Source organism: Burkholderia sp. AU45274, assembly GCF_030482505.1.
Classification (GTDB): Bacteria; Pseudomonadota; Gammaproteobacteria; order Burkholderiales; family Burkholderiaceae; genus Burkholderia.
This window is the reverse complement of sequence record NZ_JAUJQE010000017.1, coordinates 41,191-66,858: the sequence shown is the minus strand read 5'-3', so window position 1 is coordinate 66,858 and position 25,668 is coordinate 41,191. Positions and strand designations below refer to the sequence as shown.

At 64.1% G+C, this 25,668-nt stretch carries 26 protein-coding genes and 1 tRNA gene; 14 read left to right on the top strand and 13 right to left on the bottom strand.

The window, feature by feature from the left end:
• Positions 1-125: 125 nt before the first annotated feature.
• The gene (locus QZM35_RS35095; RefSeq protein WP_301777636.1) at positions 126-2,540 is read right to left on the bottom strand and encodes a DUF4238 domain-containing protein; all 2,415 of its coding nucleotides are present in this window, start codon (positions 2,538-2,540) and stop codon (positions 126-128) included.
• 244 nt (positions 2,541-2,784) lie between these two features.
• Between QZM35_RS35095 and QZM35_RS35090 the strand changes: the two genes are divergently transcribed.
• A complete protein-coding gene (locus QZM35_RS35090) occupies positions 2,785-3,360 on the top strand; it encodes a recombinase family protein (protein WP_217071201.1) in 576 nt (191 codons plus the stop codon).
• A gap of 155 nt (positions 3,361-3,515) precedes the next feature.
• Here the strand turns inward: QZM35_RS35090 and QZM35_RS35085 are convergent, their stop codons facing one another.
• Positions 3,516-5,144 (bottom strand): RNA-directed DNA polymerase, encoded by a 1,629-nt coding sequence (locus QZM35_RS35085; RefSeq protein ID WP_301777635.1) that lies wholly within the window; start codon positions 5,142-5,144, stop codon positions 3,516-3,518.
• Positions 5,145-5,843: 699 nt separating this feature from the next.
• Between QZM35_RS35085 and QZM35_RS35080 the strand changes: the two genes are divergently transcribed.
• Both QZM35_RS35080 and QZM35_RS35075 read left to right on the top strand, forming a co-directional pair.
• Positions 5,844-5,920 (top strand) — tRNA-Met (locus tag QZM35_RS35080).
• Positions 5,921-6,132: 212 nt separating this feature from the next.
• A complete protein-coding gene (locus QZM35_RS35075; RefSeq protein ID WP_301777634.1) occupies positions 6,133-6,465 on the top strand; it encodes a hypothetical protein in 333 nt (110 codons plus the stop codon).
• 54 nt (positions 6,466-6,519) lie between these two features.
• On the opposite strand, the gene QZM35_RS35070 is transcribed toward QZM35_RS35075, so the two are convergent.
• A complete protein-coding gene (locus QZM35_RS35070; RefSeq protein ID WP_089431554.1) occupies positions 6,520-7,260 on the bottom strand; it encodes an SDR family NAD(P)-dependent oxidoreductase in 741 nt (246 codons plus the stop codon).
• 115 nt (positions 7,261-7,375) lie between these two features.
• Between QZM35_RS35070 and QZM35_RS35065 the strand changes: the two genes are divergently transcribed.
• Positions 7,376-7,990 carry a TetR/AcrR family transcriptional regulator gene (locus QZM35_RS35065; RefSeq protein ID WP_089426061.1) on the top strand — a complete coding sequence of 205 codons (615 nt, stop codon included), beginning with the start codon at positions 7,376-7,378 and terminating at the stop codon, positions 7,988-7,990.
• A gap of 29 nt (positions 7,991-8,019) precedes the next feature.
• On the opposite strand, the gene eco is transcribed toward QZM35_RS35065, so the two are convergent.
• Entirely contained in the window at positions 8,020-8,520 is a 501-nt protein-coding gene (gene eco, locus QZM35_RS35060) for a serine protease inhibitor ecotin (protein ID WP_089426062.1), read from the bottom strand.
• Between the two features lie 144 nt (positions 8,521-8,664).
• Here eco and QZM35_RS35055 point away from each other — a divergent pair, with 144 nt between their 5' ends.
• Positions 8,665-8,973, top strand: coding sequence for a hypothetical protein (locus QZM35_RS35055; protein ID WP_089426063.1), 309 nt, complete (start codon positions 8,665-8,667; stop codon positions 8,971-8,973).
• Positions 8,974-9,156: 183 nt separating this feature from the next.
• Here QZM35_RS35055 and QZM35_RS35050 read toward each other — a convergent pair whose 3' ends face one another.
• A complete protein-coding gene (locus QZM35_RS35050) occupies positions 9,157-9,558 on the bottom strand; it encodes a hypothetical protein (protein WP_011352835.1) in 402 nt (133 codons plus the stop codon).
• A gap of 117 nt (positions 9,559-9,675) precedes the next feature.
• Here QZM35_RS35050 and QZM35_RS35045 point away from each other — a divergent pair, with 117 nt between their 5' ends.
• Both QZM35_RS35045 and QZM35_RS35040 read left to right on the top strand, forming a co-directional pair.
• Complete coding sequence (locus QZM35_RS35045) at positions 9,676-10,056, top strand: DUF5594 family protein (protein WP_039368496.1); 381 nt, start codon at positions 9,676-9,678, stop codon at positions 10,054-10,056.
• Positions 10,057-10,215: 159 nt separating this feature from the next.
• Positions 10,216-11,583, top strand: coding sequence for an MFS transporter (locus QZM35_RS35040; RefSeq protein WP_301777633.1), 1,368 nt, complete (start codon positions 10,216-10,218; stop codon positions 11,581-11,583).
• Positions 11,584-11,613: 30 nt separating this feature from the next.
• On the opposite strand, the gene QZM35_RS35035 is transcribed toward QZM35_RS35040, so the two are convergent.
• The 3 genes from QZM35_RS35035 to QZM35_RS35025 all read right to left on the bottom strand — a co-directional run bounded on the left by QZM35_RS35035 (position 11,614) and on the right by QZM35_RS35025 (position 13,969).
• The gene (locus tag QZM35_RS35035; RefSeq protein ID WP_089426065.1) at positions 11,614-12,207 is read right to left on the bottom strand and encodes an AAA family ATPase; all 594 of its coding nucleotides are present in this window, start codon (positions 12,205-12,207) and stop codon (positions 11,614-11,616) included.
• The gene (otsA, locus tag QZM35_RS35030; protein ID WP_089426066.1) at positions 12,200-13,621 is read right to left on the bottom strand and encodes an alpha,alpha-trehalose-phosphate synthase (UDP-forming); all 1,422 of its coding nucleotides are present in this window, start codon (positions 13,619-13,621) and stop codon (positions 12,200-12,202) included. Before otsA ends, QZM35_RS35035 begins: the two co-directional genes overlap by 8 nt.
• A gap of 138 nt (positions 13,622-13,759) precedes the next feature.
• Positions 13,760-13,969 carry a hypothetical protein gene (locus tag QZM35_RS35025; protein ID WP_089426067.1) on the bottom strand — a complete coding sequence of 70 codons (210 nt, stop codon included), beginning with the start codon at positions 13,967-13,969 and terminating at the stop codon, positions 13,760-13,762.
• 288 nt (positions 13,970-14,257) lie between these two features.
• Between QZM35_RS35025 and QZM35_RS35020 the strand changes: the two genes are divergently transcribed.
• Both QZM35_RS35020 and QZM35_RS35015 read left to right on the top strand, forming a co-directional pair.
• Complete coding sequence (locus tag QZM35_RS35020) at positions 14,258-14,809, top strand: hypothetical protein (protein ID WP_089426068.1); 552 nt, start codon at positions 14,258-14,260, stop codon at positions 14,807-14,809.
• Positions 14,806-15,300 carry a hypothetical protein gene (locus QZM35_RS35015; RefSeq protein ID WP_301777632.1) on the top strand — a complete coding sequence of 165 codons (495 nt, stop codon included), beginning with the start codon at positions 14,806-14,808 and terminating at the stop codon, positions 15,298-15,300. The genes QZM35_RS35020 and QZM35_RS35015 overlap by 4 nt, the downstream gene beginning before the upstream one ends.
• 67 nt (positions 15,301-15,367) lie before the next feature.
• Here the strand turns inward: QZM35_RS35015 and QZM35_RS35010 are convergent, their stop codons facing one another.
• Positions 15,368-16,705 (bottom strand): AAA-associated domain-containing protein, encoded by a 1,338-nt coding sequence (locus QZM35_RS35010; RefSeq protein ID WP_011352844.1) that lies wholly within the window; start codon positions 16,703-16,705, stop codon positions 15,368-15,370.
• 22 nt (positions 16,706-16,727) lie between these two features.
• Positions 16,728-18,485 carry an ABC transporter permease subunit gene (locus tag QZM35_RS35005; RefSeq protein ID WP_089426070.1) on the bottom strand — a complete coding sequence of 586 codons (1,758 nt, stop codon included), beginning with the start codon at positions 18,483-18,485 and terminating at the stop codon, positions 16,728-16,730.
• A 509-nt stretch (positions 18,486-18,994) separates the two neighbouring features.
• Here QZM35_RS35005 and QZM35_RS35000 point away from each other — a divergent pair.
• Positions 18,995-19,261: a hypothetical protein gene (locus QZM35_RS35000; protein ID WP_011545926.1), complete on the top strand. Its 267-nt coding sequence runs from the start codon at positions 18,995-18,997 to the stop codon at positions 19,259-19,261.
• A gap of 42 nt (positions 19,262-19,303) precedes the next feature.
• Here QZM35_RS35000 and QZM35_RS34995 read toward each other — a convergent pair whose 3' ends face one another.
• Positions 19,304-20,620 carry an ATP-binding protein gene (locus tag QZM35_RS34995; RefSeq protein WP_175237945.1) on the bottom strand — a complete coding sequence of 439 codons (1,317 nt, stop codon included), beginning with the start codon at positions 20,618-20,620 and terminating at the stop codon, positions 19,304-19,306.
• The gene (locus QZM35_RS34990) at positions 20,604-21,329 is read right to left on the bottom strand and encodes a response regulator (RefSeq protein WP_009693256.1); all 726 of its coding nucleotides are present in this window, start codon (positions 21,327-21,329) and stop codon (positions 20,604-20,606) included. Before QZM35_RS34990 ends, QZM35_RS34995 begins: the two co-directional genes overlap by 17 nt.
• Positions 21,330-21,553: 224 nt before the next feature.
• On the opposite strand from QZM35_RS34990, the gene QZM35_RS34985 reads away from it, so the two are divergent.
• A complete protein-coding gene (locus QZM35_RS34985; RefSeq protein WP_089426072.1) occupies positions 21,554-22,105 on the top strand; it encodes a periplasmic heavy metal sensor in 552 nt (183 codons plus the stop codon).
• Positions 22,106-22,176: 71 nt separating this feature from the next.
• Here the strand turns inward: QZM35_RS34985 and QZM35_RS34980 are convergent, their stop codons facing one another.
• A complete protein-coding gene (locus QZM35_RS34980) occupies positions 22,177-22,872 on the bottom strand; it encodes a pirin family protein (protein ID WP_301777631.1) in 696 nt (231 codons plus the stop codon).
• A 369-nt stretch (positions 22,873-23,241) separates the two neighbouring features.
• On the opposite strand from QZM35_RS34980, the gene QZM35_RS34975 reads away from it, so the two are divergent.
• The 3 genes from QZM35_RS34975 to QZM35_RS34965 all read left to right on the top strand — a co-directional run bounded on the left by QZM35_RS34975 (position 23,242) and on the right by QZM35_RS34965 (position 25,655).
• A complete protein-coding gene (locus QZM35_RS34975) occupies positions 23,242-24,024 on the top strand; it encodes an ABC transporter substrate-binding protein (protein ID WP_301777630.1) in 783 nt (260 codons plus the stop codon).
• Between the two features lie 231 nt (positions 24,025-24,255).
• A complete protein-coding gene (locus tag QZM35_RS34970; RefSeq protein ID WP_021158491.1) occupies positions 24,256-24,945 on the top strand; it encodes an ABC transporter permease in 690 nt (229 codons plus the stop codon).
• Positions 24,942-25,655, top strand: coding sequence for an ABC transporter permease (locus QZM35_RS34965; RefSeq protein WP_011352853.1), 714 nt, complete (start codon positions 24,942-24,944; stop codon positions 25,653-25,655). Before QZM35_RS34970 ends, QZM35_RS34965 begins: the two co-directional genes overlap by 4 nt.
• The last annotated feature ends 13 nt before the right edge of the window (positions 25,656-25,668 follow it).

The window sequence follows — 25,668 nt, the reverse complement described above, 5'->3', positions numbered from 1 at the left end:
GAAGAGAAGAAATAAGCCGTCGTAGCGAATTCATAGCACTACGATTTTGATGAAAGGCCAGCGGGCAATTGTGTGAAAACACACGTCGCAGATCAAGAGCCGTGCGACAGTTGGGTGAACATCCGTCATGCTGGCTCGCCCGCCTGCTGGTCCGCCCAAACGAAATGAAACGCCAGTGACACTGGATTGATGCGGGTCGTGAGCCCGTACGTATGAACCAAGCGGGTAGCGCTGGTTGTTAGGAATCCGCCATCCGGAGCGGAGGCGTCAAGATGCACCAATATGCTCGACGGAGGGACGCTCTGCGGCTGCTCTCGCAGAGCAGTCAAGGCAGCTTCTAGTCGCGCGGTGTCTTTCGGGTCATTACTTGCCGCCACGGCCACAAACAGACGGATAACTTCCCGCAGACTATCCGTGTTCAGGTCCTCATCACCTTGCTCGTTCATACCCGGGACACGTAACGACACATCCACCGTTCGAAACTTTGCCGCAATTCGGTCTTCAGCAACCGCTCGCCCCTTCGCTCGCTCGTCAGTGGCTGCATGAAGTCTTCCCCAAATCGCGTCCAAATGGCAGTACGGGACGGCGCCTGTCATCGAGGCGATGAAGAGTCCCGTGTCGACGCCAAAGGACTTATACATCATCATTTGCCCACCATTTTTTCCCTTCGGGAATGGTTGGAGCAGAATCAGCGGATCAGCCTCGATTTCCCGTTTCAAACGCTCGACGACCTTTTCGGCCAAGTCTGGTGCAATATCGGGTGTAGTACGTTTGACGAATGCAAGTAGGTTGTCTGCTTCCGCGCGGAGCGTCCACCTCATATGATCGTCTTTGGCCAGCGCACTCGTGTGGCGCTTGTCGCGCTCGCTGAGCTGCACGCGCTCCGGTACTCCTTTCACTGACGCGAGTATTTCGGCACGGTAAAACTCGTCGACGTCCATTGGATCAGGGATGAGATGAATCCTCCCAGACCGTATGTAGCGCTCAAGCTCAAGCAGCATGAGCGCATTCCTTAGCGTTTGATCTCTAAACAGCGCCGGGGACTTCGTCGGACTGCTTTCTGGCCGCAAACCGGCGGCATTTGGGAAAGGATGTGGAATGACTAACTCATCAAAGTAATCAAGCCACGGCGTGACTTCCAATAGAAGTGAACGTACATCTACCGGCCCCAAGAAGACACCCCGGGAAATATTTGCATTGGGACGCGGTAGCAATTCACGCAGGAGCGTATCCGTCGGCCACAAGAATTCGTAGATCTCGTGAATGCGTTTCACCTGATCGTCGCAGAGCTCGCGACGGACGTCGATCCAGTCTTTGCCCTTGTTCAGCCCAAGAATGTCTGAAACTGCGTTGCAAAGAGCGATATTGCGCTCGCGTATTCCGTATATTGTCCAGGTTGGCCGCTCATGCGTCGGGAGCAGTTGGCAGCAATCGGCGTATCGTCGTGCACTTCCGCAAGGGCAGTAATCATCTGCGGCTGGCTCACCCTCAGGCGGAGTCTTCGCCAAGTACTCGTGAGCCTTTGAAGTCCGACCGAAGGCATCTTGGAAGTGATAGGTTCCATCGTTGAACGCCATGACCATCTCGCCACCGAATCTCCACAGTTCGTCACGCGGCAACAAGATCTGCTCAATATCGCGCCAGCTTAACGCGTTGGTATCTTCGGGATAGAGCCATTCAGGCTTTGCTGCAGCGACGTACCTTTTGGCGCGCGCCTTGAGCACGTAGTTAACCGCGGTTACCTCAGCGGACGATAGTTCGCGGGTCCGGATGAAGGCGTCCGTCCGGACATAGCCGGTTCCCCTATAGCGTGCATGCGTTCGCTTCGCCAGAACATCTACAGACGAAGGAGCCGTGGCGTACTCGATATGAGTGAGAATTAGGCAATAGTTGCCATTGAGAGGATAGATGGTCTGTGAGCCGACCAATTCGACACCGGGATCGTTCGGATATTTGCAAGCGCTGTGGTCGGGGGCAAACTCTCGGTGATACACAGTAACCGGATGGTCCGAGACAACGAATTTGACAGGCGAGTTTGTGGCCGAGACGACTTCGCGAACACCTTCGGTCCACATAGTGCAATGCATGTCGCGCAAGCGTTGCATCTCGACCATTAGGGCAGTCTGCCCTATCTGACCATAGCGTTCTAGCAGGAAGTCAAGCCCTTTCGGTGTTCGGAGCTTCTGCGTGTCAAGGAAATCGAACAGGGCTGAGAAATAGTTATGTATCTGCTGAGGTTTATTTTCGATCAGAGCACGAACAGCCTCAGCACCACTCTTGTCTATCGGACCGAAGAGCAACCTCTCAACCTCGTCGTTCAGAATGTCTCCAAAGCGGGTCGTATAAAGATCAAGTTCGACGAACGCGTACTTCGGTGAGGACTCACTGAGCGGCGAGCCAGAGACGACCATTCCGTTCGGGAGAGTCCTGTCTTGCGGTGCGAGATCGAGCACATGCAGTCGTGACTGCTGCGGCGTCAGGAAACCTCGTTGATACCACTGCGGGACATAGTGATTCTTGCGCGTTATTTGCTGGTCCATGTTCGCAATACGCTGGGGTATGGGAGCGCTCGATGAACAGTCATTCTAATGCGCTCGTGTGAGCGGACATACTCAACAGACGATGCGGATCGATTGCTCGGCTGTCGGCCGTCAATCTAACCGCATGTCCGAAACCGAACCCTTTCGGACACGGGTGCGCAGGCATGTCCGAAAGTAAGCTATTTATATTTTCGGACATAGGGTATGATTCGGACACCCCTTTCGAACATATCGAGTACGTACCGTGTCGCGAACCTTCGCATACGCCCGTGTCAGCACGACCGATCAGACTGCAGCCAACCAACTACGTGAAATCGAAGCGGCCGGCTTCTCGGTCGATAAACGACGAGTCGTTACCGAAAGCATCTCTGGTAGCGTCAGCGCAGACCAGCGGCCGGGGTTTTCGGAGTTGCTACTGAAGATGGAAGAAGGCGACGTGCTGATCGTAACCAAACTCGATAGACTCGGCCGGAACGCCATGGACGTCCGCGCAACCGTCGAAACTTTGGCCGATCGAGGCATCCGGATTCATTGCCTTGCACTCGGCGGCGTTGACCTGAGCAGCGCGGCCGGACGGATGACAATGCAAGTATTGAACGCCGTTGCCGAATTCGAGCGCGACCTGCTGATCGAACGGACTCAGGCTGGTATCGCACGGGCGAAGGCAGAAGGAAAAGTCATTGGGCGGCCATCTGCTCTAAGCAAGCAGCAGCATGGCGAAGTGCGTCGACACCTGAGCGCCGGCGCGAGCGTAGCGAGTCTCGCGAAGCGCTACGGCACAAGCCGCCAGACGATCATGCGGATACGCGACGCGACCTAGAGCTTAATCGGTCAAAGTTACTTTTCACGAAGTAGCCTTCATTCGGCATGCATTCCATCAAAAGAACAACGAAGAGCGGAACTCGCGATAGCCGACCGACTATCGGATTGACTGCCTACACTCACTCCGAAGCAGTCGACCAATTCTTTTTATTATTAAAATAAGTTTTCCATGTGCCTCAAAAAAATATCCTGCGACTGAGACAGTGAATTTTTGAAGAATGGCCGCTTTTCACCTTTCGTTAGATGGATGTCCACCATCTTCGATATCTGCCTCCGCTCAGACTGATCAGCCCGTACAAAATAGTCTCTAATTTCAATAACTTCCCCACGTTCCACGATTGGCTCCAGTTGCTCCAAGAGCGCCCGACCGATATAGCTCCCGTCATTCCGCCTTAGCCTCCTAAAGCACTCCATCAACATGGACTTGCTTTTGAATCTCCCATGACCAAAAAACCTGATAACGAATATCGACACAAACTCCGGAGCATGATCCCTATCAAGCCAATATGACAAGTACCCACTCAATTCATTCACGTGCGAGTCACCAAAAATACCTTCATTCTTGATAATCGCATCAATCACGTAGGGGATAAATTGCGGGAATTTATTCAAATTCTTAACAACCTCCATTAACCCAACAGGGTCGGCCTTAGCGACACATGCCTTCACCAACGCAACCAAATTAGTTGGATCAATCAGCACCGATGATGAAATCTTATCAAGCCGATCCGATATATCCTCTTCGCGGAGTCTATTTAGCTCAGATGCTGTAAGTGCCCTGAATTTTGTTGGAATCAGACCAGAATATCCTCTGATGATGCGCGCAACTTCGTCTCGATTCCTTTCCGGCACTGGATCGGATGACTTGGCCGTCTCATCCTCGCTTTGAGCGTCCGCCTCTGGCACTACCGCTGCGTCAGCCTCTGCCTCGGGCTCGGGTTCAGCGACGACAGACACATCCTTGATCTGTGTTTTCCCCGTATTTAGAAACAGCCCTTCCTTGGAAAGTCGATCAACCAAAAGTGCCAGCCACCTGTGGGCGGTCGCCGCATCAGGAGCGAATAACTTGAAATCGTCAACGAATCGACAGTAAGAGATTTTATGAGAGGTTAGAAAATTATCGACCTCTATTAAAGCAGCCTCAGCCAATATTCTGCTTGCGTTGGAACCAACCGGGATACCATATGAATCGCGACCAGACCAAAACAACAAAAGCTCGTTGATCTGAAGAATTATCTTTTTATCAATCTTCGGATTCGAGGAAAGAATGCATTCAAGCCTATGCAAATTTAATCGATCATAGAAATTCGAAATATCGCAAGAGACAACGACATTTACATTTCTTTGCCTCGACTTCCTTGAAACATGCTCTCTAAATGAGGTGTAGTTGTATTTTTGATCGAACAAGTACCCCTTGGAAGGATGAAACCTGTAAGAAAACACATTATTCTTACTTTTATTCGGCCTCTTGACTTCAATCAGATCCGCAATTTGAAGCACCAGAGACAAATACCTCGCCTCATCCACCGGCTCAATAATCGCACATTTTCTAAAATCAAAAAGCTCTTTCTTTGGCACCAAAATATGCGATATCGGAGTAAACCCCACCCCCTTAATCTGAGACTCCTTTAGAGTCGTTTTTATATTCGCCTTTACATCATCCAAGATGTCTTGATTTTTCAGCAAATCCACCTCAAACGGCCGAGCGAATACCTCGACGTCAGTCAACCCTTCTTTCAGGATATTTTCGATTGCCAAATTAATCGCATTATCTATCTTCATCGAATCTCCCCAATGTCTTACGTTGGCATCGAGCGATTTCCCACAAGATCGCCCCCCGGATCGACGCCCCAACTTTCGCTTGCATAGTAATACAAAATCCATGGCACCCTATTCACGCGCCGGAAGGCGGCGGTGCGGGGAGTTCTTTTGCGCGCAACGTCCCAGACTGCGAGGCAACTCGTAAAGCAGCCGCGCAATCGCCATGCCCGTGGCGATGTATCTCCAACGTTATCTCCAAGAAAATGTGTGTTCTGGAGATAGACTTGGAGATAGTCACAGCCTTACCAGACAAGGCCGACAGGAAGAAACGAGTTCTTGTCTCCAAATCTCCAGAGTTTTTCGCTTCCGGCCGCGCTAGATGGTTGCGTACAGCTAGCCTCGCACCCGATCGAGCCTATGCTTAGATATCTGTTGGTATTTTTGTTGGTATCTTGGAAAGAGCGGAGCCTAAAAAGCACTACCAGCCTAGCGATATGAATTCTGTCGGGGACCAGCCATCCTCATGGCCTCATCCACTTTCCCACGATCGCATACCGCAACGGCGGCGACGAAAAGCGCCTGACGTCGAAGCGGATCGGGAAGCATCGGCAGCCAACCTGCACGCCGGATCTCGCGCTTGTTGAAAGTGAGCCGCCGATTCCATTCGACGCAAATCACCAATCGATTGACTCTCCACATCAGCCCTAGTACACTTCGCGCCGCGGGGTGGAGCAGTCTGGCAGCTCGTCGGGCTCATAACCCGAAGGTCGTAGGTTCAAATCCTACCCCCGCAACCAATACCGAAGCCCGCTCTGCGAAAGCAAGCGGGCTTTTTGCTTTGCGCATGCACTGCTGCGTGCTCAAGGCCTGCCAGCATCACATACGGGTCGAGGAGCATTCAGCCGCCGACGTCCCCTGCGACACACGATCGCATCCCGCCCGATCGCCACGGCCCTGCGCCCCATATTGCGTAGAATTCCGAACCTTCTTCAGCATCCGGACTCCCGCAATGATTCGAGCGATCGCGGCACTCGCCGCGCTTTCAGCGATGACCGGCACGGCAAACGCCGCCGACACCCTTACCGCACCCGCGAAGCCGCGCTATGTCAGCCCCGGCATCGCCAACATCACGAACGCCGCAGCCCCGCACGCGGAAAACCCCTCCCCCAACGCACGCTGCCGTGAACTGGCCGCCGGGATCGACGCCGTCACGCACGCCCCCGACCGCGGCCAGAAGGTCGTGCGCGGAATGGCCCCGGACGGCAAACCCCGCAACGAGCTGCGCGCTTACGACAAGCGCGCCGATCTCGAAACCGAGCATCACCGGCTCGGCTGCCGATAACGAACGCAACGCCGCCCGGTCGAAAACTCACGCCGGGCGTCGGCATTCACGCACTCACGCGTTCGCACCACCATCGATCGTCAACCCGGTCCCGTTGATCGACCGCCCTTCCGGCCCGACCACGAACGCGACGAGCGCCGCCACGTCGTCGGCCTTGCCGTACTGCGGGATCGCCATCCGCGAACGCTGCGCACCGGCATGTTCGCCGTCGGCCGGGTTCATGTCGGTATCCGTCGACCCCGGATGCACGATGTTGACCGTGACGCCGCGCGGGCCGAGATCGCGCGCAAGCCCCTGCGTCCAGCCGATCAGCGCGGCCTTGCTCGCGGCATAGAGGCTCATCCCCGCATCGGGCACGCGCGTGGCGAGGCAGCTGCCGGTCGACACGATGCGCCCGCCTTCCCCGAGATGCCGCGCCGCCGCCTGCGACGCGACGATCACCGCGCGCACGTTCACGTTCAGCGTCGCGTCGATATCGTCGAGCGTGAGGTCGTCCAGCGCGCCGGCCCGGAAAATCCCCGCGTTGTTGACGAGAATGTCAAGACCGCCGAACGCCTCCGCCGCACGATCGACCGCGTCGCGCACGGCCACCGGATCGGCGCTGTCGGCCTGGATCGCAACGGCGCGGCGGCCCAGCGCCTCGATGCCGGCGACGACGGCCTGCGCCCGCTCCGCCGATTTCTCATAGGTGATCGCGACGTCCGCGCCCTCGGCCGCCAGCCGTTTCGCGATCGCCGCACCGATGCCGCGGCTGCCGCCCGTGATGAGTGCACGCTTGCCCTGAAGTCGGTTCATGTCGGTTCCTTTCCTAATTTATGTAACGACCGACACAGAATGTGGCAAGTTGCGCGACACAGTCAATTGATTTAATTTATCGATCGATACAGAAATCGATGAAGGAACGGACGCAATGGCTGAACGGGGCCGACCGAGAAGCTTCGACAAGGAAGCGGCGCTGGATCGCGCGATGGAGGTGTTCTGGCGCCTCGGCTACGAAGGCGCGTCGATGGCCGACCTGACGGCCGCGATGGGCATCGCGTCGCCGAGCCTGTATGCGGCATTCGGCAGCAAGGAAGCGTTGTTCCGGCTGGCGCTCGAGCATTACAGCGCAACGGAGGGGCGGGAAATCTGGGGCGGCGTCGAACAGGCCGGCAGCGCGCACGACGCCGTACGGAACTACCTGATGGATACCGCACGCGTGTTCACGCGGCGGTCGAAGCCGGCCGGCTGCCTGATCGTGCTGTCGGCACTGCATCCGGCCGAGCGCTCCGATACGGTTCGGCAAACGCTGATCGCGATGCGCGAGCGCACGGTCGAGCACCTGCGCGAACGTCTCATGCAAGGGGTCGCGACCGGCGAGATCGCCGCACAAGCGAACCTCGATGCGATCGCGCGGTACTACGTCACGGTCCAGCAGGGGATGTCGATCCAGGCGCGCGACGGTGCGAGCCGTCGCGATCTGGAGGCCGTCGCGCAAGCCGCGCTGGCCGCATGGCCAGCGCTCGTCGGTACGGGCGGCGCGTAGCGGCAGGAGGCCGCGGCCGCGCCGTAACGTTACTGCTTTGCTGCGTGTTGCACGTCCTTCGACGCATGCCACACGCGATAGCGCACCTCGAAGCCGTCCGGCACATAGACGACGAGCGGCAGGCGGCTGTTGTAGCGCAGCAGCTGGCCGTCACCGCGCACCTGCACGAACCGTTGCTGCGGCGCCTGGCCCGGGCATGCCATCAGCGTCGAGGCCGGCCCCTTCACGTCGGTGAGCTGGTAGTACGTATAGCCCCAGCCCTTCACGTCCTCGGCGGTCAGCTCGCCGCCGAACCACTGCTGGTTGCAGTCGGTCTGCAGCGTCTTGCCGATCATCAGCTCGACGCGCGCATCGCCTTCGTTCTCGAGCGCGGGCAGCGCGATCACGACGCGCTGCTGGCCGGCCGCTGCCTGCGGAAACATCTTGATCGACTCGGCCGTCACGGCGGGCGCCGAAGCGGGCCCCGCCACGCAGGCGGCGGCTGTCGTCACGCAGAAGGCGGCCAGTGCGGCCCGGATCGCGAATTTCATCGATGTACTCCTGAAAAACAAAATGAGCCCCGGATGCTAACACTTCCGTCACACGACCTTACGCCGCTGTAATTTGACGACACAATTGCAAACAGCTGGCAATCCCCTTGCGCGGTACTTATACGGGAACCAACGGAGAACATCATGCTGAAGCTCATTGCTGCCGCCGGCGTCGCCACCCTGCTGGCCGGCTGCGTCGTCGCCCCGGACGCCGGATACGGCTACGGGCAGCCTTACTATTCCGATCCCGGCTACGCGTACGCCCCTTCGCCCGTGTACGGCACGGTCAATATCTGGGGCGGTGGCGGCGGACGCGACTGGGATCGCGGCCGGCGCGACTACCATCGCTGGGACGGCGATCGCGGCAACCGCGGCAACGGCTGGGGGCGCGGCGGCGGACACCGCGGCGACTGGAACGATGGCGGCGGAGGTGGCGGCGGCCATCGCCACTGACGCGCATTTGCAACCGTTTGTATCCGCGTGCCGCGCGCCACGATGGCCGACGCGTCACGCGGACGAACGGACGGCCACGCAAAAGACGAAGGCCCTCGCATGAAGCGAGGGCCTTTTTGTCGTTCGGTGCGGTGAAGCGAACGGCGCCACCGCCGCCTGCTCACGCTTCGCGCGTCAGCCTGCTCACCAGCCGGCCGGCTGCGCGTAGCCACCCGAGACGGGCGCGCCGCACACATACGCGCGCTGGTAGCGGTCGTAGCAATAGTTCGGGCCGTCGTCCTGGTACTGCGCCTGCTGGTAGGTCGGATACGCAGGCTGCTGATACGCGGGCGCCTGGTAGTACGTCGGCGGCTGATAAGCCGGTGCCTGGTACGCGGGCGCCTGATACGCGACGGGCGGATTCATCGCGGACGTCACGATCGCGCCGAGCACCGCGCCGCCGATCAACGCGCCGATGACGGCGCCACCGTCGCGGCCATGCGCGGACGCCGGGCCTGCCACGGCAAGCGAACCGGCGAGGACACACACTGCGGCAATTTTTTTCATGATGGACTCCCACGCGAAGTGGTACTGGATGCGATGCATTGTGGCGGCTTGCGGCCGTAATAGATGCAGCAAGTGGTAACGCGCGATTACCGGTATCACGCCCATCGAAAGGCGCCGTCGCCGTGCTACGATTTTCGGCATACAGGAGACGCCGTCATGCAGCCGGAAACCGCCCGCCGTTTCGATACCGAATTCGCCCCGCGCATCGCACAGGCAATCGCCGCCTTCTTCGCCGAACACGTGCTGACCGACGTCGTCCCGTATGGCGGCCACGGTCACCCGACGCGCGTGCAGATCCGCAGCGCGCCGCACGAGCACGTCAGCGGCTTCGACCATCCGCTGAACCTCGAACTGACCTGGGACACCGACGAAATCGAGCGGCTGATGGAGCCGGACGGCCCGCAACGCTTCGAGCACTACCTCGCCGCGCTGCCGAAAAAGCTGGGGGCATGGCAGAGCGCGCGCGACATCGATCTCCTGTCGCGCACGCAGGCCGACCCGCTCGTGCGGCTCGGCGGCCTCGACTTCGAAGGCTGAGCGCCGGCGTCGCGCGATGCGGCCCGGTGATACACTCGACCGGCCCCGCTCCGGTGCAGTTGCGCCGGCCGGGCCGCTCATCGCCGCCTCCACCCTTGCGCATGGTTGCGCACGCAACCGGCAACCGGGCGCGCGGACAACCACGCCTCTGCTCCCGCCATGAACGCCGATACCGGCCTGCCGCTTCCGCAACGCTACTGGGCGATCGTCTGCGTCGCACTGGGCATCACGCTCGCCGTGCTCGACGGCGCCATCGCCAACGTCGCGCTGCCGACGATCGCGCGCGACCTGCACGCATCCGACGCCGCCTCGATCTGGATCGTCAACGCGTACCAGCTCGCGGTCACGATCACGCTGCTGCCGCTCGCGTCGCTCGGCGAGCGCATCGGCTATCGCCGCATCTACATCGCGGGGCTCGCGCTGTTCACCGCTGCGTCGCTCGGCTGCGCGCTCGCCGGCTCGTTGCCGATGCTGGCCGTGATGCGCGTGATCCAGGGCTTCGGCGCGGCCGGCATCATGAGCGTCAACGCGGCGCTCGTGCGGATGATCTACCCGTCGTCGATGCTCGGGCGCGGGCTGTCGATCAATGCGATGGTGGTGGCGCTGTCGTCGGCGATCGGGCCGACGGTCGCGTCCGCGATCCTGTCGTTCGCGTCGTGGCCGTGGCTGTTCGCGGTCAACGTGCCGATCGGCATCGCCGCGGTAGTCGGCAGCGTGCGTGCGCTGCCGGCCAACCCGCTGCACGACGCACCGTACGATTTCGCGAGCGCGGTGATGAACGCGTGCGTGTTCGGGCTGCTGATCACGGCCGTGGACGGGCTCGGCCATGGCGAAAGCCATGCGTATGTCGCGGTCGAGCTGGCCGTCGCGTTCGTCGTCGGCTACTTCTTCGTGAAGCGCCAGCTGTCGCAGCCGGCGCCGCTGCTGCCGGTCGACCTGATGCGCATCCCGATGTTCGCGCTGTCGGTCTATACGTCGACGGCGTCGTTCACGTCGCAGATGCTCGCGTTCGTCGCGCTGCCGTTCTGGCTGCAGAACTCGCTCGGGTTCTCGCAGGTCGAGACGGGCCTGTACATGACGCCGTGGCCGCTCGTGATCGTGTTCGCCGCGCCGCTCGCGGGCGTGCTGTCGGATCGCTATTCGGCCGGCATCCTCGGCGGGATCGGGCTCGCGCTGTTCGCGGCCGGGCTGCTGTCGCTCGCGACGATCGGCGCGCATCCGGGCACCGTCGACATCGTGTGGCGGATGGCGCTGTGCGGTGCGGGCTTCGGGTTGTTCCAGTCGCCGAACAACCGCGCGATGCTGTCGTCGGCGCCGCGCGAGCGCAGCGGTGGCGCGGGCGGCATGCTGAGCACCGCGCGCCTGACCGGGCAGACGCTCGGCGCCGCGCTCGTCGCGTTGATTTTCGGGCTCGTGCCCGATCGCGGGCCGACGATCGCGCTCTATGTCGCCGCGGCATTCGCGGCGGTGGCCGCGGTCGTCAGCATGCTGCGCATCACGTCGCCGCGGCCGGACACGGCGACCTGACACATCGCTCGCCGTCCTCGGTCCCGCCCGTCATTCCGCGCCGAGCGCGTCCGTCACGAAGCGCACGCGCGCCTGCACGCTGTCGCGCGGCAGTTCGATCAGCCGGTAGCCATATGACGTGTAGCACTCGACCATCGCGTCGTAGGTGCGCACGGCTTCCGCGAAATCCTGCCGGCGTTCAGTGTCCTGCGCATAGATGTCCGGCCACGGCGGCGCGATGAACACGCGCCGGTGGTAGCGGAAACGGCGGGCCGCGGCTTCCGCATGCGCGGGCACCGCGAGCCCTGTCAGCCGTAGATAGCCGACCACGTCCGGCACGCCGCGATCGAAGAACACGGGCCCGCGCGCGTGGCGCGCAAGATCGTACGAGCGCATCTCCCAGCTCAGCATCAACTCGGCGAACGCCGCCGGGTCACGCCACGGCAACGCCTGGCCGTCGATCGCCATCTGGTCGCGGATCACGCCGCGACCGGCTTCCTGCGAGCGCGCGAAACCGGCGCGTTCGAGCGCGTCGAGCAATGTGCTCTTGCCCGAGCCCGGGCCACCGGTGACGATAAAGAAGCGGCGTGCGGCTTCCTCGCCCGCATCGTCGGCGGCGCCGGGCGCCTGCACGACCTCACGCATGCGCAACCCGCCGGCCCACGCGCCGCGTGACCGACGCGGCCGCCGCGACGCTGCGCAAGTCGGCGACGAACGTATCGCGCCAGACCGACAGGTCGTTCGCGCGCAGCCGCGCGAGGTTCTCCTCGTGGCGCGCCTGCCGCTCCGCGAGCGGCATCGACAGCGCGCGCTCGAGCGCCTCGGCCATCTGCGACAGGTCGTACGGATTGACGAGGAGCGCGCCGGTCAGCTCGGCCGCCGCGCCCGCGAACTCCGACAGCACGAGCACGCCCGGATCGGCCGGATCCTGCGACGCGACGTACTCCTTCGCGACGAGATTCATCCCGTCGCGCAGCGGCGTCACGTAGCCCACCTGCGACATCCGGAAGAACGCCATCAGCAGGTTGCGCTCGTACTTGCGGTTCAGGTACTGGATCGGCGTCCAGTCGAGCTGCGAGAAGCGGCCGTTGATGCGACCGGCCTCGCCCTCGAGCGTTTCGCGGATGTCCTGATAGGTCTTCACGTCGGAACGCGTCGGCGGCGCGATCTGCAGCAGCGACACACGCCCTTGCCAGCCCGGCGCGTTCGCGAGCATCCGCTCGAACGACTGGAAGCGCTCGACGAGCCCCTTCGAATAATCGAGGCGGTCGACGCTCATCACCAGCTTGCGGCCGTCGAGCGCCTCGCGCAGCATCTTCACCGGCTTGCGCGTGCCGTACTGGACGGCCGCCTGCGCGATCGCGTCGGGATGCACGCCGATCGGATAGGCGGCGACCTTCACGACGCGGCCATGCGCGTGCAGCATCCCGTCGTCGCTCGCCGCGCCGATCCCGCGCCGCTCGATGTAGTCGGTAAACGCCTGCTTGTCGGCCTCGGTCTGGAAACCCGCGACGTCGTACGCGCACATGAACTTCACGAGTTCCTCGTGCGGCGGCACGAGACGCAGCATGTCGGGCGACGGAAACGGAATGTGCAGGAAGAAGCCGATCGGGTTCTTCACGCCGAGCTCGCGCAGGTAATGCGCGAACGGCAACAGGTGATAGTCGTGCACCCAGATCAGGTCGTCGGGGCGCAGCAAGGCGGCGAGCTGCTTCGCGAGCATCGCGTTCACGCGCAGGTAGCCCGCGTACTCCTGGCGGTCGAAGCGCGCGAGATCGCCGCGGTAATGGAACACCGGCCACAGCGTCGCATTCGAGAAGCCGCGGTAGTACTGGTCGTAGTCGCGCCGGGTCAGCCCGACCGTCGCATAGGTGACGTTGCCGTCCCGCTGGATCGCGGGCTCGGTGTCGGGTGCGCCGACGATCTCGCCGTTCCAGCCGAACCAGACGCCGCCCGTTTCCTTCAGCGCGTCCATCACGCCGACCGCAAGGCCACCCGCGCTCGGGCGCGTGTCCTCGCCGGCGGCGACACGGTTCGATACCACGATCAATCTGCTCATGCGACTTCCCCTCCTCGATTCGATTAGCTGGCGCGCGACGCACGCCAAAGCGGGCGCGGCGGCCCGAAGGCGGCCGCGCGGCGATTCAGTTCCGAGAATTGCGATGAAATACGGCGGTGGAATGCGGCTACGACGGAATCACGCGTCCTGCTCCTGACCGAGGTCACGTTGATAGTCGAGCCCTTCCGGGCGGGCGCCGCCCTGGTTGTGATCGCCGTCCGACGGCGTGTCGTCGGGCGCGCCCGGCGGCGGCGCCGATGGCGCGTCGGTCCGCGGACGCGGGCGGTCTTCCGGACGGACGGCCGCCGCGTCTGGCGGCCGAGGTGATAGCCGTTTCGAACGGCGCATAGCTGGGTGTCTCATATGCGGCGCGGCCCAAGGCCGTCGTAGAAACATTCCATAGCACAACAGTCTAGGTCGCCTGATCGCATCCGAAGGTAACAATTACCTTCAATTTGTAACGTTTCGACCCCTCCGCAAGCATCTATCCGACAATAACGCCGCTCGCGCGCACGCGGCCTGCCGCACGGCGATTTGTCAAAGCTTTGCAGTTTTCCTATGACAATTGCGAAACAATGACGCGGCATGACGGTGTGCATGCCACGCCGCTCACCCAGACAGGACTTGCACTCAGGGATGAACATTCGTTTCGAATCGCCGCGCCGGGCCACGCCGGCGCGCGTCGTGCTGGCCGTGATCGCCACGGCCGCACTGCTGTCCGGCTGCAACTCGCTGTACAGCGAAGGCGCGACTGCCGGCGCCGGTATCGCGGGCGCCGCGATCGCCTCCAAGGTCACCAACAACGCCGCCGTCGCGACGGGCATCGGCCTCGGCGCCGTCGCCGGGGCGCGGGCGGGCGTCCAGTACTCGCAGCGGGTCGCACACCGCTACACCCAGGAACAGATCGCGAAGGCGGCGGGCCCGCTCGACGTGGGCGGCGTGGCGCCGTGGTCGACGCACCACTCGTTCCCGATCGAGGACGACGAGCAGGGTCGCGTGACGGTCAGCCGGATGATCAGCATCGGCCCGCTCGACTGCAAGGAAATCGTGTTCGCGGTCGATACGCCCGCGAAACCCGACAAAGCCGCGCAATCGGCCTTCTACGTCGCCACGATCTGCCGCGACGGCCCCGTCTGGAAATGGGCATCGGCCGAACCGGCGACCGAACGCTGGGGTGCGCTGCAATGAGCGTCGCGCTCCGTATCGCGGCCATCGGCGCGCTGTGCGCGGCAACGGCCACGCTGTCGGGCTGCGGGTCGGTCGGCGCGGCGAGCGGCGCCCTCGCCGGCGCGGCGACGGGCCTCGTCACCGCGAACCCGGCGGTCGGCGTCGGCGTCGGGATTGCCGTGCAGGCCGCGACCGACGAAGCCGTCAACCGCACGATGAAGCAGCTCCATCAGAACCAGCAGGACGCGATCGCGAAGACGGCCGGCAGCCTGGCCGTCGGCGAAGTGAAGCCGTGGAAGGTGAAGAACACGCTGCCGCTCGAAAACGGCGAAGGCGAAGTGCGCGTCACCCGCGCGTACGCGTCGGCGCTCGCGATCTGCAAGGAATTCGCGTTCTCGGTGAAGGATGGCAACAAGGCCGACTGGTATTTCGCGAATGCGTGCCAGCAAGGCACGCACTGGAAGTGGACGTCCGCGGAACCGGCGGTCGACCGGTGGGGGAATCTGCAGTAAGTGTGCGATACGCCGCGCGTGACGCGCGGCGCACACGCATGCCGGGCCGCACGGCCCGGCACGTCGATCAGGACTCGACGTCCTCGAGACTGAAAATCTCGGTCTGGTCGTTGTACGAAAAGATCTCGCCGTAACGGCCCCAGTCGATCACCGCGTCGAGCGTCTCCTCGGCGGCGCCGTCCGACAGGAAATCCTCCAGCTCCTGCTCGAAGCGCACGCGCGGCGCACGATGGCCCGGGCGCTCGTTCAGCACCTTCTTGATCCGCGCGGCGAGCGGCACGTGCTTCAGCAGGTGATCCGCGAACATCAGCTTGCGCTCCTGCGTGCCGAATTCCGCGAACACGCGCCCCGGCGGCGTCAGGAACACGTCCCCTTCCCGCACGTCCGCGAAGCCGAGGTACTGCAGCACTTCGGCGATCGGGAACAGGTCGTCGACTTCCAGATGCAGCGTGCGCGCGATTTCCGGCATGTCCGCGCGGCCGTGGTACGGCGCCATCGCGAGCGTCTCGATCAGGCCGGCCATCAGGTTGGTCGACACCTGCGGCAGCCAGCTGCCGAGCTCGAGCCCCTTCTTCGTCGCCTCGCCGGTCTGGCGGGCCGTCATCTTCGCGTAGATGTCGTCGACGAGCTTGCGGAACGCCGGGTCGAGCCGGTTGCGCGGATGCTTGAACGGTACCTTGATCTCGGCGATCACGCGGCCCGGGTTCGACGACAGCACGAGGATCCGGTCGCACATGAACACGGCTTCCTCGATGTTGTGCGTGACGATCAGCACCGACTTGATCGGCATCCGACCTTGCGTCCACAGATCGAGCAGGTCGGTACGCAGCGTCTCGGCCGTCAGCACGTCGAGCGCGGAGAACGGCTCGTCCATCAGCAGGATCGTCGGGTCGACGACGAGCGCGCGCGCAAAGCCCACGCGCTGGCGCATGCCGCCCGACAGCTCGCGCGGGTACGCGTTCTCGAAGCCGTCGAGACCGATCAGGTCGATCGCGGCCAGCGCACGCTCACGCCGCTCGCGTGCGCCGACGCCAAGCGCCTCGAGGCCGGCTTCCACGTTCTGCAGCACGGTGAGCCACGGGAACAGCGCGAAGGTCTGGAACACCATCGCGACGCCTTCGGCCGGGCCGCGCAGCGGCTGGCCGAGATAGGTCACTTCACCGCCGGTCGGCTCGATCAGCCCGGCGATGATGCGCAACAGCGTCGACTTGCCCGAGCCGGAACGGCCGAGCAGCCCGACGATCTCGCCTTCGCGCAGCGACAGGTTCGCATCGTCGAGCACGAGCAATTCGCCCTGCGTCTTGTTGAAGCCGCGACAGACGTGATCGACGCGCAGGATTTCCTCACCGAGGCGCGGCGGCTGGTTCGTCTGGACGGGGGCGTTTACAGCATTCGGATTGTGCATCGCGTTTCGCTCTCAATCGGTCTCAGTCGAGCCGCAGCTTCGCTTCGGCGAAGGCATACAGCGGACGCCACAGCAGGCGGTTGAACAGGGTAACGAACAGGGACATCACGGCGATGCCCAGGATGATCTTCGGAAAATCGCCGGCGGCGGTGGTCTGCGCGATATAGGCACCGAGGCCGTGCGCCTCGATCTTGGTATTGCCCCACTGCACGGCTTCCGACACGATGCTCGCGTTCCACGCGCCGCCCGATGCGGTGATCGCGCCGGTCACGTAATACGGGAAGATGCCGGGCAGGATCGCCTGCCGCCACCACTGCCAGCCACGGATGCGGAAGTTCGTCGCGGCTTCGCGATAGTCGTTCGGGTAGGACGTCGCGCCGGCGATCACGTTGAACAGGATATACCACTGCGTGCCGAGCACGATCAGCGGCGACAGCCAGATATCGGCGTTCAGGTGGAAGCGCGCGATCACGATCACGAACACCGGGAACAGCAGGTTGGCCGGAAACGCGGCGAGGAACTGCGCGAGCGGCTGCAGCTTCTCGGCCAGCTTCGGGCGCAGCCCGACCCACACGCCGATCGGCACCCAGATCACTGACGCGATGGAGATCAGCACGACCACGCGCAGCAGCGTGATGAGCCCCAGCACCAGCACGTGGCCGACCTCGGCCATCGTCACGCCGGTCGACACGAAGCTGATGACACGCCACACGATATACGCCGTGCCGAGCAGCACGAGGGTCGCCCACGCGATGTCAACCGTGCGTGACGCCTTCTTCTCGACTTTCGGCAGCGAGAAGCGCATCGCCCCCGACAGCGGCAGACGCAGCGGAATCCGTGCGGCCTTCGCGAAGAACCAGCCGGCCGGCACGAGCAACTGATGAATCAGGCGCGTGCGGCGCACGAGGTCGAGCAGCCACGATTGCGGCGCGTCGCCCGACGCGGTGTTTTCCATCCGGAACTTGTCGGCCCACGCGATGAGCGGGCGGAACAGCAGTTGGTCGTACGCGACGATCACGACCGTCATCGTGAGGATCACCCAGCCGATCGCACCGAGGTTCTTGTCCGAGATCGCCTGCGCGAGATACGCGCCGACGCCCGGCAACGTAATAGTCTGGTTGCCGACGGTGATGGCCTCCGACGCGACGACGAAGAACCAGCCGCCCGACATCGACATCATCATGTTCCAGATCAGGCCCGGCATCGAGAACGGCACTTCGAGCTTCCAGAAGCGCTGCCACGACGTCAGGTGGAAACCCCGCGACACTTCGTCCAGGTCGCGCGGCACCGTACGCAGCGACTGGTAGAAGCTGAACGTCATGTTCCACGCCTGGCTCGTGAAGATCGCGAAGATCGCCGCGAGCTCGGCGCCGAGCACGCGGCTCGGGAACAGCGCGAGGAAGAACGTGACGGTGAACGAGATGAAGCCGAGCACCGGCACCGACTGCAGGATGTCGAGGATCGGGATCAGCACCATGCCGGCACGCCGGCTTTTCGCGGCGAGCGTACCGTAGATCAGCGTGAACGCAAGCGACGCGACCATCGCGGCAAGCATCCGCAGCGTGGTGCGCAACGCGTATTCGGGCAGGTTCGACGGGTCGAGCGAGATCTTCTGCGTCTGCAGGGTACCGATCGGCGCCATCGTTTCGTGGAAACCGACGACCGCCATCGCGATCAGGCAGATGATCAGCGGAAACGCGATGAAATCCCACCGGTTCGGCAGGACGCGCCACGCGGACGCGTTGGCGGTCCGGTTCGGATTGAAGAATCCGACGTCCATCAGGCGCCCTCCCCGGTAAGGCCGAACGAAGCCGGCAGTCGATGTTGATTCATGGCAAAGCGCACGGGTGCGGTAATTCGATTGACTGACGATCGCGCGCGAGCGCGGTGCGCCGTGCGTGCACGCGCTGCCGCGCCCCGGACGAGTCGGCCGCGACGGCACGACACTACACCAACCTGTATTTCAGGTACAACCGTCCGGGAACGGCGCAGGCGGCGCACGGATCGTGCCTGGCGCGCGGGCGGATGGCGGGTGCGCGGGTCGAGCAGCCCCGGCCGCAGTCTTTCGGCCGGCATGCAGGCCCGAATTATGCCGTGATCCGGCCCGCCCGGGAACCCGCCAGCCGCACGTGCGCGCAAACCATGTCGGGCGTCACCAGCCGGATACGACTATGCGGGTATGATCAGGGCTGGCCCTCGGGGTCTGTTGCGGATGGTCCGACGGCAACGCATGCGCGTGCCCGATGTCAACAGGCGCTGGGGATCGATCGACGAGCGGGAGGAAAGGGAATGGCAGGAAACTTGGTGATCGTCTGCCGCGATCAGGATGCCGACGCGTTCTACGAACTGATGCAGGAGTACGGGTCGTTCCAGACGCGGCTGTCGTCGACGGCGTGGTACCTGAACATGAACGTCGTGCCGGAATCGCTGCAGGAGGAAATCCTGGAGCGCCTCGGCCGGTACACGACCGTCTACATCTTCGAGGCCACCACCGTGACCTACAACACCATCGACAGCAACGCGGCCGAGACGCTCGGCACGCTGTTCGGCGAATGATGGCACGCGGCGCCAGCCCGTCCGGGCCGGCGCCGCAGCCGCTCATGCGGCCTGTGCGTGGGGTTCGTCCTTCGGCACGACCTCGAACGGGAACGTCATCGCGACACGCAGGCCGCCTTCGGGACGGTTGCCGATGTCGCACGTCCCGCCCAGCCTGAGCACGAGCCGCTCGACGATCGCGAGCCCGAGCCCGCTGTGGCCGTTGCCGCCGCGCGCCGGGTCGAGCCGCACGAACGGCCGCGTGGCCGCCGCGAGGTCGCGCGGCGCGATCCCGCCGCCGCTGTCGCTCACCGACAACACGTAGCCGGCCGGCGTGCGCGCCGTCTCGACGAGCACGGGCGGCGCACCATACGCATGCGCATTGTCCAGCAGGTTCGACAGGATCCGGTCGAGCGTCGCCGTCGGCAGCCGGAAGCCCGGATCGGCGTCGAGCCGGGTCTGGACCGCCGGCGCGTTCGGCGCGACCGCGCGATAGCTGCGCGCGATCCGCTCGCATGCCTGATCGACCGGCACCGGCTCGCTGCGATCGGATCCGCCGTGCGCGAACACCAGGAATTGATCGACGATGTGCGACATCGAATCGACGTCGCGCACGACGCCATCACGCAACCGGGCGTCGTCCATCATTTCCGCCCGCAGCCGCATCCGCGCAAGCGGCGTGCGCAGGTCGTGCGCCACGCCCGCGAGCATCACCGCGCGGTCGCTCTCGGCCTGCGACACCTGTTCCACCATCTGGTTGAAGCCATGCGTGAGCTGGCGCAGCTCGCGAGGGCCGCGCTCACGCAGCGGCGGCACCGGCTGGCCGCGGCCGAAGCGCGCGACCGCGCGTGCCAGCGAACGCAGCGGCTGCTGCAGTTGCCAGGCCGCGAACAGCGCGGCGATCACGCCGGCCGAGAAGATCGTGCCGAGCCACAACAGCATCCGGTCGAGCGAGCGCGGCGGCCGCAGCGGCTGAACCGGCACCACGATCCAGTTGCGGTCGGTCGGCTCCTTCACCCACAGCACCGGCGGATGTCCGGGCGTGCCGATCTCGACCTGCGTGCCGGGCGGCATGCGGTCGCTCACGTCGTCGCGGAACCGCTTCAGCGGCGGCGGCAGCCCCGCATCACCGCCCTTCGGCACGTCGGCGCTGTCCGGCGACACGAGCCGCACGCGCGACGGCAGCGGCTGGTCCGGCGTGCGCGCGACGTGCTGGCGCACCGCGTCGACCAGGAACGCGGCCTCCTCGACCGCGTAACGCGTCTGCATCTGGCTGCGCTCGAGCCGCATCGCGAAGAACCACGCGAAGTGCGACAGGAGCAGGACACCGACGACGAGCAGCGCCAGCCGCCCGAACAGTGAATCAATGGGTTTGCGCATGGGCCTCGCCGTCGGGCACGAACACGTAGCCGCGCCCGCGCACCGTCTGGATGAAGCGCGGCGTCGACGGATCCGTTTCGAGGATGCGGCGCAGGCGCCACACCTGGACGTCGATGCCGCGGTCGGTGCCGTCGTACTCGGGCCCGTGCAGCAGCTCGAGCAGCCGCTCGCGCGTGAGCGTGCGCAGCGCATGGTTCACGAAGATCTTCAGCAGCGCGAATTCACTGCTCGACAGCGTGGCCGGCTTGCCGTCGACCGACAGCGTGCGCGCCTGGAAGTCGAGCACGAAGCGGCCGAACGCGAACGGCTCGCGCTGTTCGGGCGCCGCCGCCGACGGCGTCGCGCGGCGGCGGCGCAGCACGGCCTGCACGCGCGCGAGCAGCTCGCGCGGGTTGAACGGCTTGCCGAGGTAGTCGTCCGCGCCGAGCTCGAGCCCGACGATGCGGTCGACGTCGTCCGCACGCGCGGTCAGCATGATCACGGGGATGTCGTCGCCGGCCGCGCGCAGCTGGCGCAGCGCGGTCAGGCCGTCGACGCCCGGCATCATCAGGTCCAGCACGATCAGGTCGGGCCGCTCGCGCTCGAGGCGCTTCTCGAGCGTCGCCGCGTCGTGCAGCACGGACACTTCCATCCCCTGGCGCACGAGGTAGTCGCGCAGCAGGTCTCGGAGTTCTTGGTCGTCGTCGACGATGAGGATCTGGGTAGTCATGGCTCGAAGTTTACCGCGCGAGGGCGGAGTCGAAGAACGAAACAAAGGGACGAAAGGGTTACTGCGGGTTACCGCGCAAGGGAACTGTAATGCGCGGTAACCCGGCCACCGCCCCACGTAACACCGGCCGCAGCCTGCATCGCTAACCTGCGTCTTACCGGATGCGGCGCCCGGTTTTCCCGGACCCGCATCGCCGGACCCTTTGGATACAAGGAGTTTCTGAAATGTATAAGAAGACTTCCCGCGTGGCCATCGCGGCCGCCACCGTGCTCGCTCTCGCATTCGGCACCGCGCATGCCGCGCAGCCCAACGACATGCCGCCTCCGGGCGGCCCCGGCATGCACCAGATGCACGGCGGGCACGAAGGCGGCCCGTTCGGCGCGATCATGAAACTGCACGACCAGCTGAAGCTCAACGCGTCGCAGGAACAGCAATGGCAGGCGGCCGTCAACACGATGAAGCAGAACCGTGACGCGATGCGCAAGAGCCACGAGCAGATGCGCGACCAGTTCAAGGCGCAGCAGAACCAGCCGATCCTCGACCTGAGCGCGATGCACTCGGCACGCCAGCAGGCCGAGGCGCAGAACGCGCAACTGCGCGAGCAGACGTCCGCCGCATGGCTCACGTTCTACAACGGGCTGAACGACCAGCAGAAGACGATGGTCAGCACGGCGCTCAAGCAGCAGTTCGCGAAGATGGAACAGCGCCACGAGAAGATGAAGGAGCGCTGGGAGCAGCATCGCGCGGCCAAGGCCGCGTCGGCGCCGGCGCAGTAAGCCGGCGGGCCGCTCCGCGCAGCGGCATCGAAGGGGACGCGGGCACCGGCCCGCGTCCCCTTTTTTGCGTTTCAGGCGACGTCGAACAGCAGCACCTCGGCCGCCTGGCCGCGCGCGAACGCTACCGCGTCCACGGCACCGATCCGCGCGCCGTCGCCCGCGGACAGCGCGTAGCCGTTCACCTCGACGTCGCCGCGCACCACGTGCACGTACGCGCGGCGCCCGGCCGGCACGTCGAACGCCGCCGCCTCGTCGCCGTCGATCAGCCCCGCGAAGATGCGGGCGTCCGCACCGATCGGCAACGCACCGTCGCCACCGTCCGGCGCCGCGACGAGCCGCAGCCGGCCGCGTTTCTCGTCATCGGCAAAGCGCGTCTGCACGTAGCCGGGCCGGCCGCCTGCCCCGGCCGGCGCGAGCCAGATCCGCAGCAGGCGCAGCGGCTCGTCACGCGACGCGTTGGTTTCGCTCAGCATGACACCGCTGCCGGCGCTCATGCGCTGCACGCCGCCCGCACGGACGATCGCCCCGTTGCCGAGGCTGTCGCGATGCGCGAGCGCGCCGTCGAGCACGTAGGTGACGATTTCCGCGTCGCGGTACGGCCGCATCCCGTAGCCGCGGGTCGGCGCGATGCACTCCTCGTTCAGTTCGCGCAACGCGCCGAACGCCGGCGGCCCGCTCCGGCCGGACGCCCCAGGAAAGCTGTGAAGGAATTCGTGCCAGCCATGGCTGCGCTGGTCGCGATCGGCGGCGCGGCGGATCTGGAACATGGAACGGACACTCCGTGGGATGCAGGGTTCTGCCATGCCATCACTGTATGAGTGTGCCAATCGCGCCACAATCCGCCGCCTGCGCACCGCATCGTTGCACCTGCGGATGCAATCGATGCAATGTCCATTGCGAATGCGGCGATTATCGCAACAGCCGGATCAATGCGTCGAAGAATCGATCGGTCGGCCCGGATTGCCGGTTTCCGGGTATCGCGTTCGGGTAAAATACCGGCCTTTTGGCGTTCGCCGTTCCGGCGGCCGCCATTGCCAGAGCGCCGATCGGCGATTTTTGGCCGTCTAGAATACGCCGCGGCGCCCGGTCCAACCGGCCGCGAGTGCTCCCGGAAAGTCAGCAACAGAAGGATGGAAATGAAGAAGGCCGCCCTGTGCGCCGCCCTCGCCCTCATGGCGGGCAGCGCCTTCGCGAAGGAGTGGAAGACCGTGCGGATCGGCGTCGACGCCAGCTACCCGCCGTTCGAGTCGACCGCGCCGAGCGGCGAGATCGTCGGTTTCGACGTCGATCTCACCAAGGAAATCTGCAAGCGAATCAACGCGAAATGCGTGTGGGTGGCGCAGGATCTCGACGGGATCATCCCGGCGCTGAAGGCGAAGAAGTACGACGTCATCGTGTCGTCGCTGACCGTCACGGACAAGCGCCGCGAACAGATCGACTTCTCCGACAAGGTCTATGACGCGCCGGCGCGGATGATCGCGAAGACCGGCTCGCCGCTGCTGCCGACGGTTGCATCGCTGAAGGGCAAGCGCGTGGGCGTCGAGCAGGGCTCGACGCAGGAAACCTACGCGAAGGCGTACTGGGAGCCGCAGGGCGTGACGATCATTCCTTACCAGAACCAGGACCAGGTCTATGCCGATCTCGGCTCGGGCCGTCTCGACGCGACGCTGCAGGACGAGCTGCAGGCCGACTACGGCTTCCTGCGCACGCCGCGCGGCAAGGGCTTCGCGTTTGCCGGGCCGGAAGTGAAGGATCCGAAGACGATCGGCGACGGCACCGCGATCGGCCTGCGCAAGGAAGATACGGACCTGAAGCTCAAGATCAACCAGGCGCTGGCCGACATGCACAAGGACGGCACGTACGACCGGCTGTCGCACAAGTATTTCGCGTTCAGCGTCTATTCGGCTTCGGCCCGCTGAGCAACGAAAAGAAGAGACGACGGATGCGGGGGCGGCCCCGCACCCGGGCAGTACAGGCAGTCAACCACGCGCCGCCCGCCCCCTGCCCGCCGCTCGCGCGACGGGCGGGCCCGGCACCGATGCCGGGGCGGACGGTCATGATACGCACGGGGCGTTCCGCGCAGCTTGGGCGGAACGCGTCTTTGGCGGCGCACCGCGTGCGCCCTAAGGGACCACACCAGGGACCACTCAATGTTTCTACAAGGTTACGGCCCGCTGATCCTCGCTGGCACCTGGCAAACCGTCAAACTGGCGGTGCTTTCGCTTGCGCTGTCGTTCCTGCTGGGCCTGCTCGGCGCGGGCGCGAAGCTGTCGCGCAACCGCTTCACGAACGGCGTCGGCACCGTCTACACGACGCTGATCCGCGGCGTGCCCGACCTCGTGCTGATGCTGCTGCTGTTCTACAGCCTGCAGATCTGGCTGAACATGGCGACCGACGCGCTCGGCTGGGACCAGATCGACATCGACCCGTTCCTCGCCGGCGTGCTCGTGCTCGGCTTCATCTACGGCGCGTATTTCACCGAGACGTTCCGCGGCGCGTTCCTGTCGGTGCCGCGCGGCCAGCTCGAGGCCGGCAGCGCGTACGGGATGACGAACTGGCAGGTGTTCACGCGGATCATGTTCCCGCAGATGATGCGCTTCGCGCTGCCCGGCATCGGCAACAACTGGCAGGTGCTCGTGAAGTCGACCGCGCTCGTGTCGATCATCGGCCTCGCCGACGTCGTGAAGGCGTCGCAGGACGCCGGCAAGGGCACGCTGCGGTTCTTCTTCTTCACGCTGATCGCGGGTGCCGTCTACCTCGCGATCACGACGATCTCGAACTTCGTGCTGATGTGGCTCGAAAAGCGCTACTCGACCGGCGTCCGCAAGGCTGACCTATGATCGAACTCATCCAAGAATACTGGCGCAACTATCTCTACACCGACGGCTATCGCATCACCGGTGTCGCGATCACGTTGTGGCTGCTGGTCGTGTCGATCGGCCTCGGCTTCTGCCTGTCGATACCGCTCGCGGTCGCGCGCGTGTCGAAGAAGAAGTGGCTGTCGGGCGCCGTGTGGCTCTACACGTACGTGTTCCGCGGCACGCCGCTCTACGTGCAGCTGCTGCTCTGCTACACGGGCCTTTACAGCCTGCAGGCCGTGCGCGGCACGCCGATGCTCGACGCGTTCTTCCGCGACGGGATGCACTGCACGCTGCTCGCGTTCACGCTGAACACCTGCGCGTACACCACCGAGATCTTCGCGGGCGCGATCAAGGCGACGTCGTACGGCGAGATCGAAGCCGCGCGCGCGTACGGCATGTCGACGTTCACGATGTACCGCCGCGTGATCCTGCCGTCGGCGCTGCGCCGCGCGCTGCCGCTGTACAGCAACGAGGTGATCCTGATGCTGCACGCGACCACCGTTGCATTTACCGCGACCGTGCCGGACATCCTGAAGATCGCCCGCGACGTCAACTCGGCGACCTACATGTCGTTCCATGCGTTCGGCATCGCCGCCCTGCTCTATCTCGTGATCTCGTTCACGCTCGTCTGGCTGTTCCGCCAGGCCGAGCGCCGCTGGCTCGCGTATCTGCGCCCGCAAGGCAAGTAAGTTTTCGCAGGAC

What these genes read in the sequence shown, in the direction of transcription:
- QZM35_RS35070 (WP_089431554.1), bottom strand. Translation starts at nt 7,260, where the DNA reads ATGAACCGACTTCAGGGCAAGCGTGCACTCATCACGGGCGGCAGCCGC.
- QZM35_RS35050 (WP_011352835.1), bottom strand. Translation starts at nt 9,558, where the DNA reads ATGCATCGCATCCAGTACCACTTCGCGTGGGAGTCCATCATGAAAAAA.
- QZM35_RS34990 (WP_009693256.1), bottom strand. Translation starts at nt 21,329, where the DNA reads ATGACTACCCAGATCCTCATCGTCGACGACGACCAAGAACTCCGAGAC.
- QZM35_RS35045 (WP_039368496.1), top strand. Translation starts at nt 9,676, where the DNA reads ATGCAGCCGGAAACCGCCCGCCGTTTCGATACCGAATTCGCCCCGCGC.
- QZM35_RS35065 (WP_089426061.1), top strand. Translation starts at nt 7,376, where the DNA reads ATGGCTGAACGGGGCCGACCGAGAAGCTTCGACAAGGAAGCGGCGCTG.
- QZM35_RS34985 (WP_089426072.1), top strand. Translation starts at nt 21,554, where the DNA reads ATGTATAAGAAGACTTCCCGCGTGGCCATCGCGGCCGCCACCGTGCTC.
- QZM35_RS35025 (WP_089426067.1), bottom strand. Translation starts at nt 13,969, where the DNA reads ATGCGCCGTTCGAAACGGCTATCACCTCGGCCGCCAGACGCGGCGGCC.
- QZM35_RS34995 (WP_175237945.1), bottom strand. Translation starts at nt 20,620, where the DNA reads ATGCGCAAACCCATTGATTCACTGTTCGGGCGGCTGGCGCTGCTCGTC.
- otsA (WP_089426066.1), bottom strand. Translation starts at nt 13,621, where the DNA reads ATGAGCAGATTGATCGTGGTATCGAACCGTGTCGCCGCCGGCGAGGAC.
- QZM35_RS35085 (WP_301777635.1), bottom strand. Translation starts at nt 5,144, where the DNA reads ATGAAGATAGATAATGCGATTAATTTGGCAATCGAAAATATCCTGAAA.
- QZM35_RS35035 (WP_089426065.1), bottom strand. Translation starts at nt 12,207, where the DNA reads ATGCGTGAGGTCGTGCAGGCGCCCGGCGCCGCCGACGATGCGGGCGAG.
- QZM35_RS35000 (WP_011545926.1), top strand. Translation starts at nt 18,995, where the DNA reads ATGGCAGGAAACTTGGTGATCGTCTGCCGCGATCAGGATGCCGACGCG.
- QZM35_RS35005 (WP_089426070.1), bottom strand. Translation starts at nt 18,485, where the DNA reads ATGGACGTCGGATTCTTCAATCCGAACCGGACCGCCAACGCGTCCGCG.
- QZM35_RS35040 (WP_301777633.1), top strand. Translation starts at nt 10,216, where the DNA reads ATGAACGCCGATACCGGCCTGCCGCTTCCGCAACGCTACTGGGCGATC.
- QZM35_RS35020 (WP_089426068.1), top strand. Translation starts at nt 14,258, where the DNA reads ATGAACATTCGTTTCGAATCGCCGCGCCGGGCCACGCCGGCGCGCGTC.
- QZM35_RS35075 (WP_301777634.1), top strand. Translation starts at nt 6,133, where the DNA reads ATGATTCGAGCGATCGCGGCACTCGCCGCGCTTTCAGCGATGACCGGC.
- QZM35_RS34980 (WP_301777631.1), bottom strand. Translation starts at nt 22,872, where the DNA reads ATGTTCCAGATCCGCCGCGCCGCCGATCGCGACCAGCGCAGCCATGGC.
- QZM35_RS34975 (WP_301777630.1), top strand. Translation starts at nt 23,242, where the DNA reads ATGAAGAAGGCCGCCCTGTGCGCCGCCCTCGCCCTCATGGCGGGCAGC.
- eco (WP_089426062.1), bottom strand. Translation starts at nt 8,520, where the DNA reads ATGAAATTCGCGATCCGGGCCGCACTGGCCGCCTTCTGCGTGACGACA.
- QZM35_RS35010 (WP_011352844.1), bottom strand. Translation starts at nt 16,705, where the DNA reads ATGCACAATCCGAATGCTGTAAACGCCCCCGTCCAGACGAACCAGCCG.
- QZM35_RS34970 (WP_021158491.1), top strand. Translation starts at nt 24,256, where the DNA reads ATGTTTCTACAAGGTTACGGCCCGCTGATCCTCGCTGGCACCTGGCAA.
- QZM35_RS35095 (WP_301777636.1), bottom strand. Translation starts at nt 2,540, where the DNA reads ATGGACCAGCAAATAACGCGCAAGAATCACTATGTCCCGCAGTGGTAT.
- QZM35_RS35015 (WP_301777632.1), top strand. Translation starts at nt 14,806, where the DNA reads ATGAGCGTCGCGCTCCGTATCGCGGCCATCGGCGCGCTGTGCGCGGCA.
- QZM35_RS35055 (WP_089426063.1), top strand. Translation starts at nt 8,665, where the DNA reads ATGCTGAAGCTCATTGCTGCCGCCGGCGTCGCCACCCTGCTGGCCGGC.
- QZM35_RS34965 (WP_011352853.1), top strand. Translation starts at nt 24,942, where the DNA reads ATGATCGAACTCATCCAAGAATACTGGCGCAACTATCTCTACACCGAC.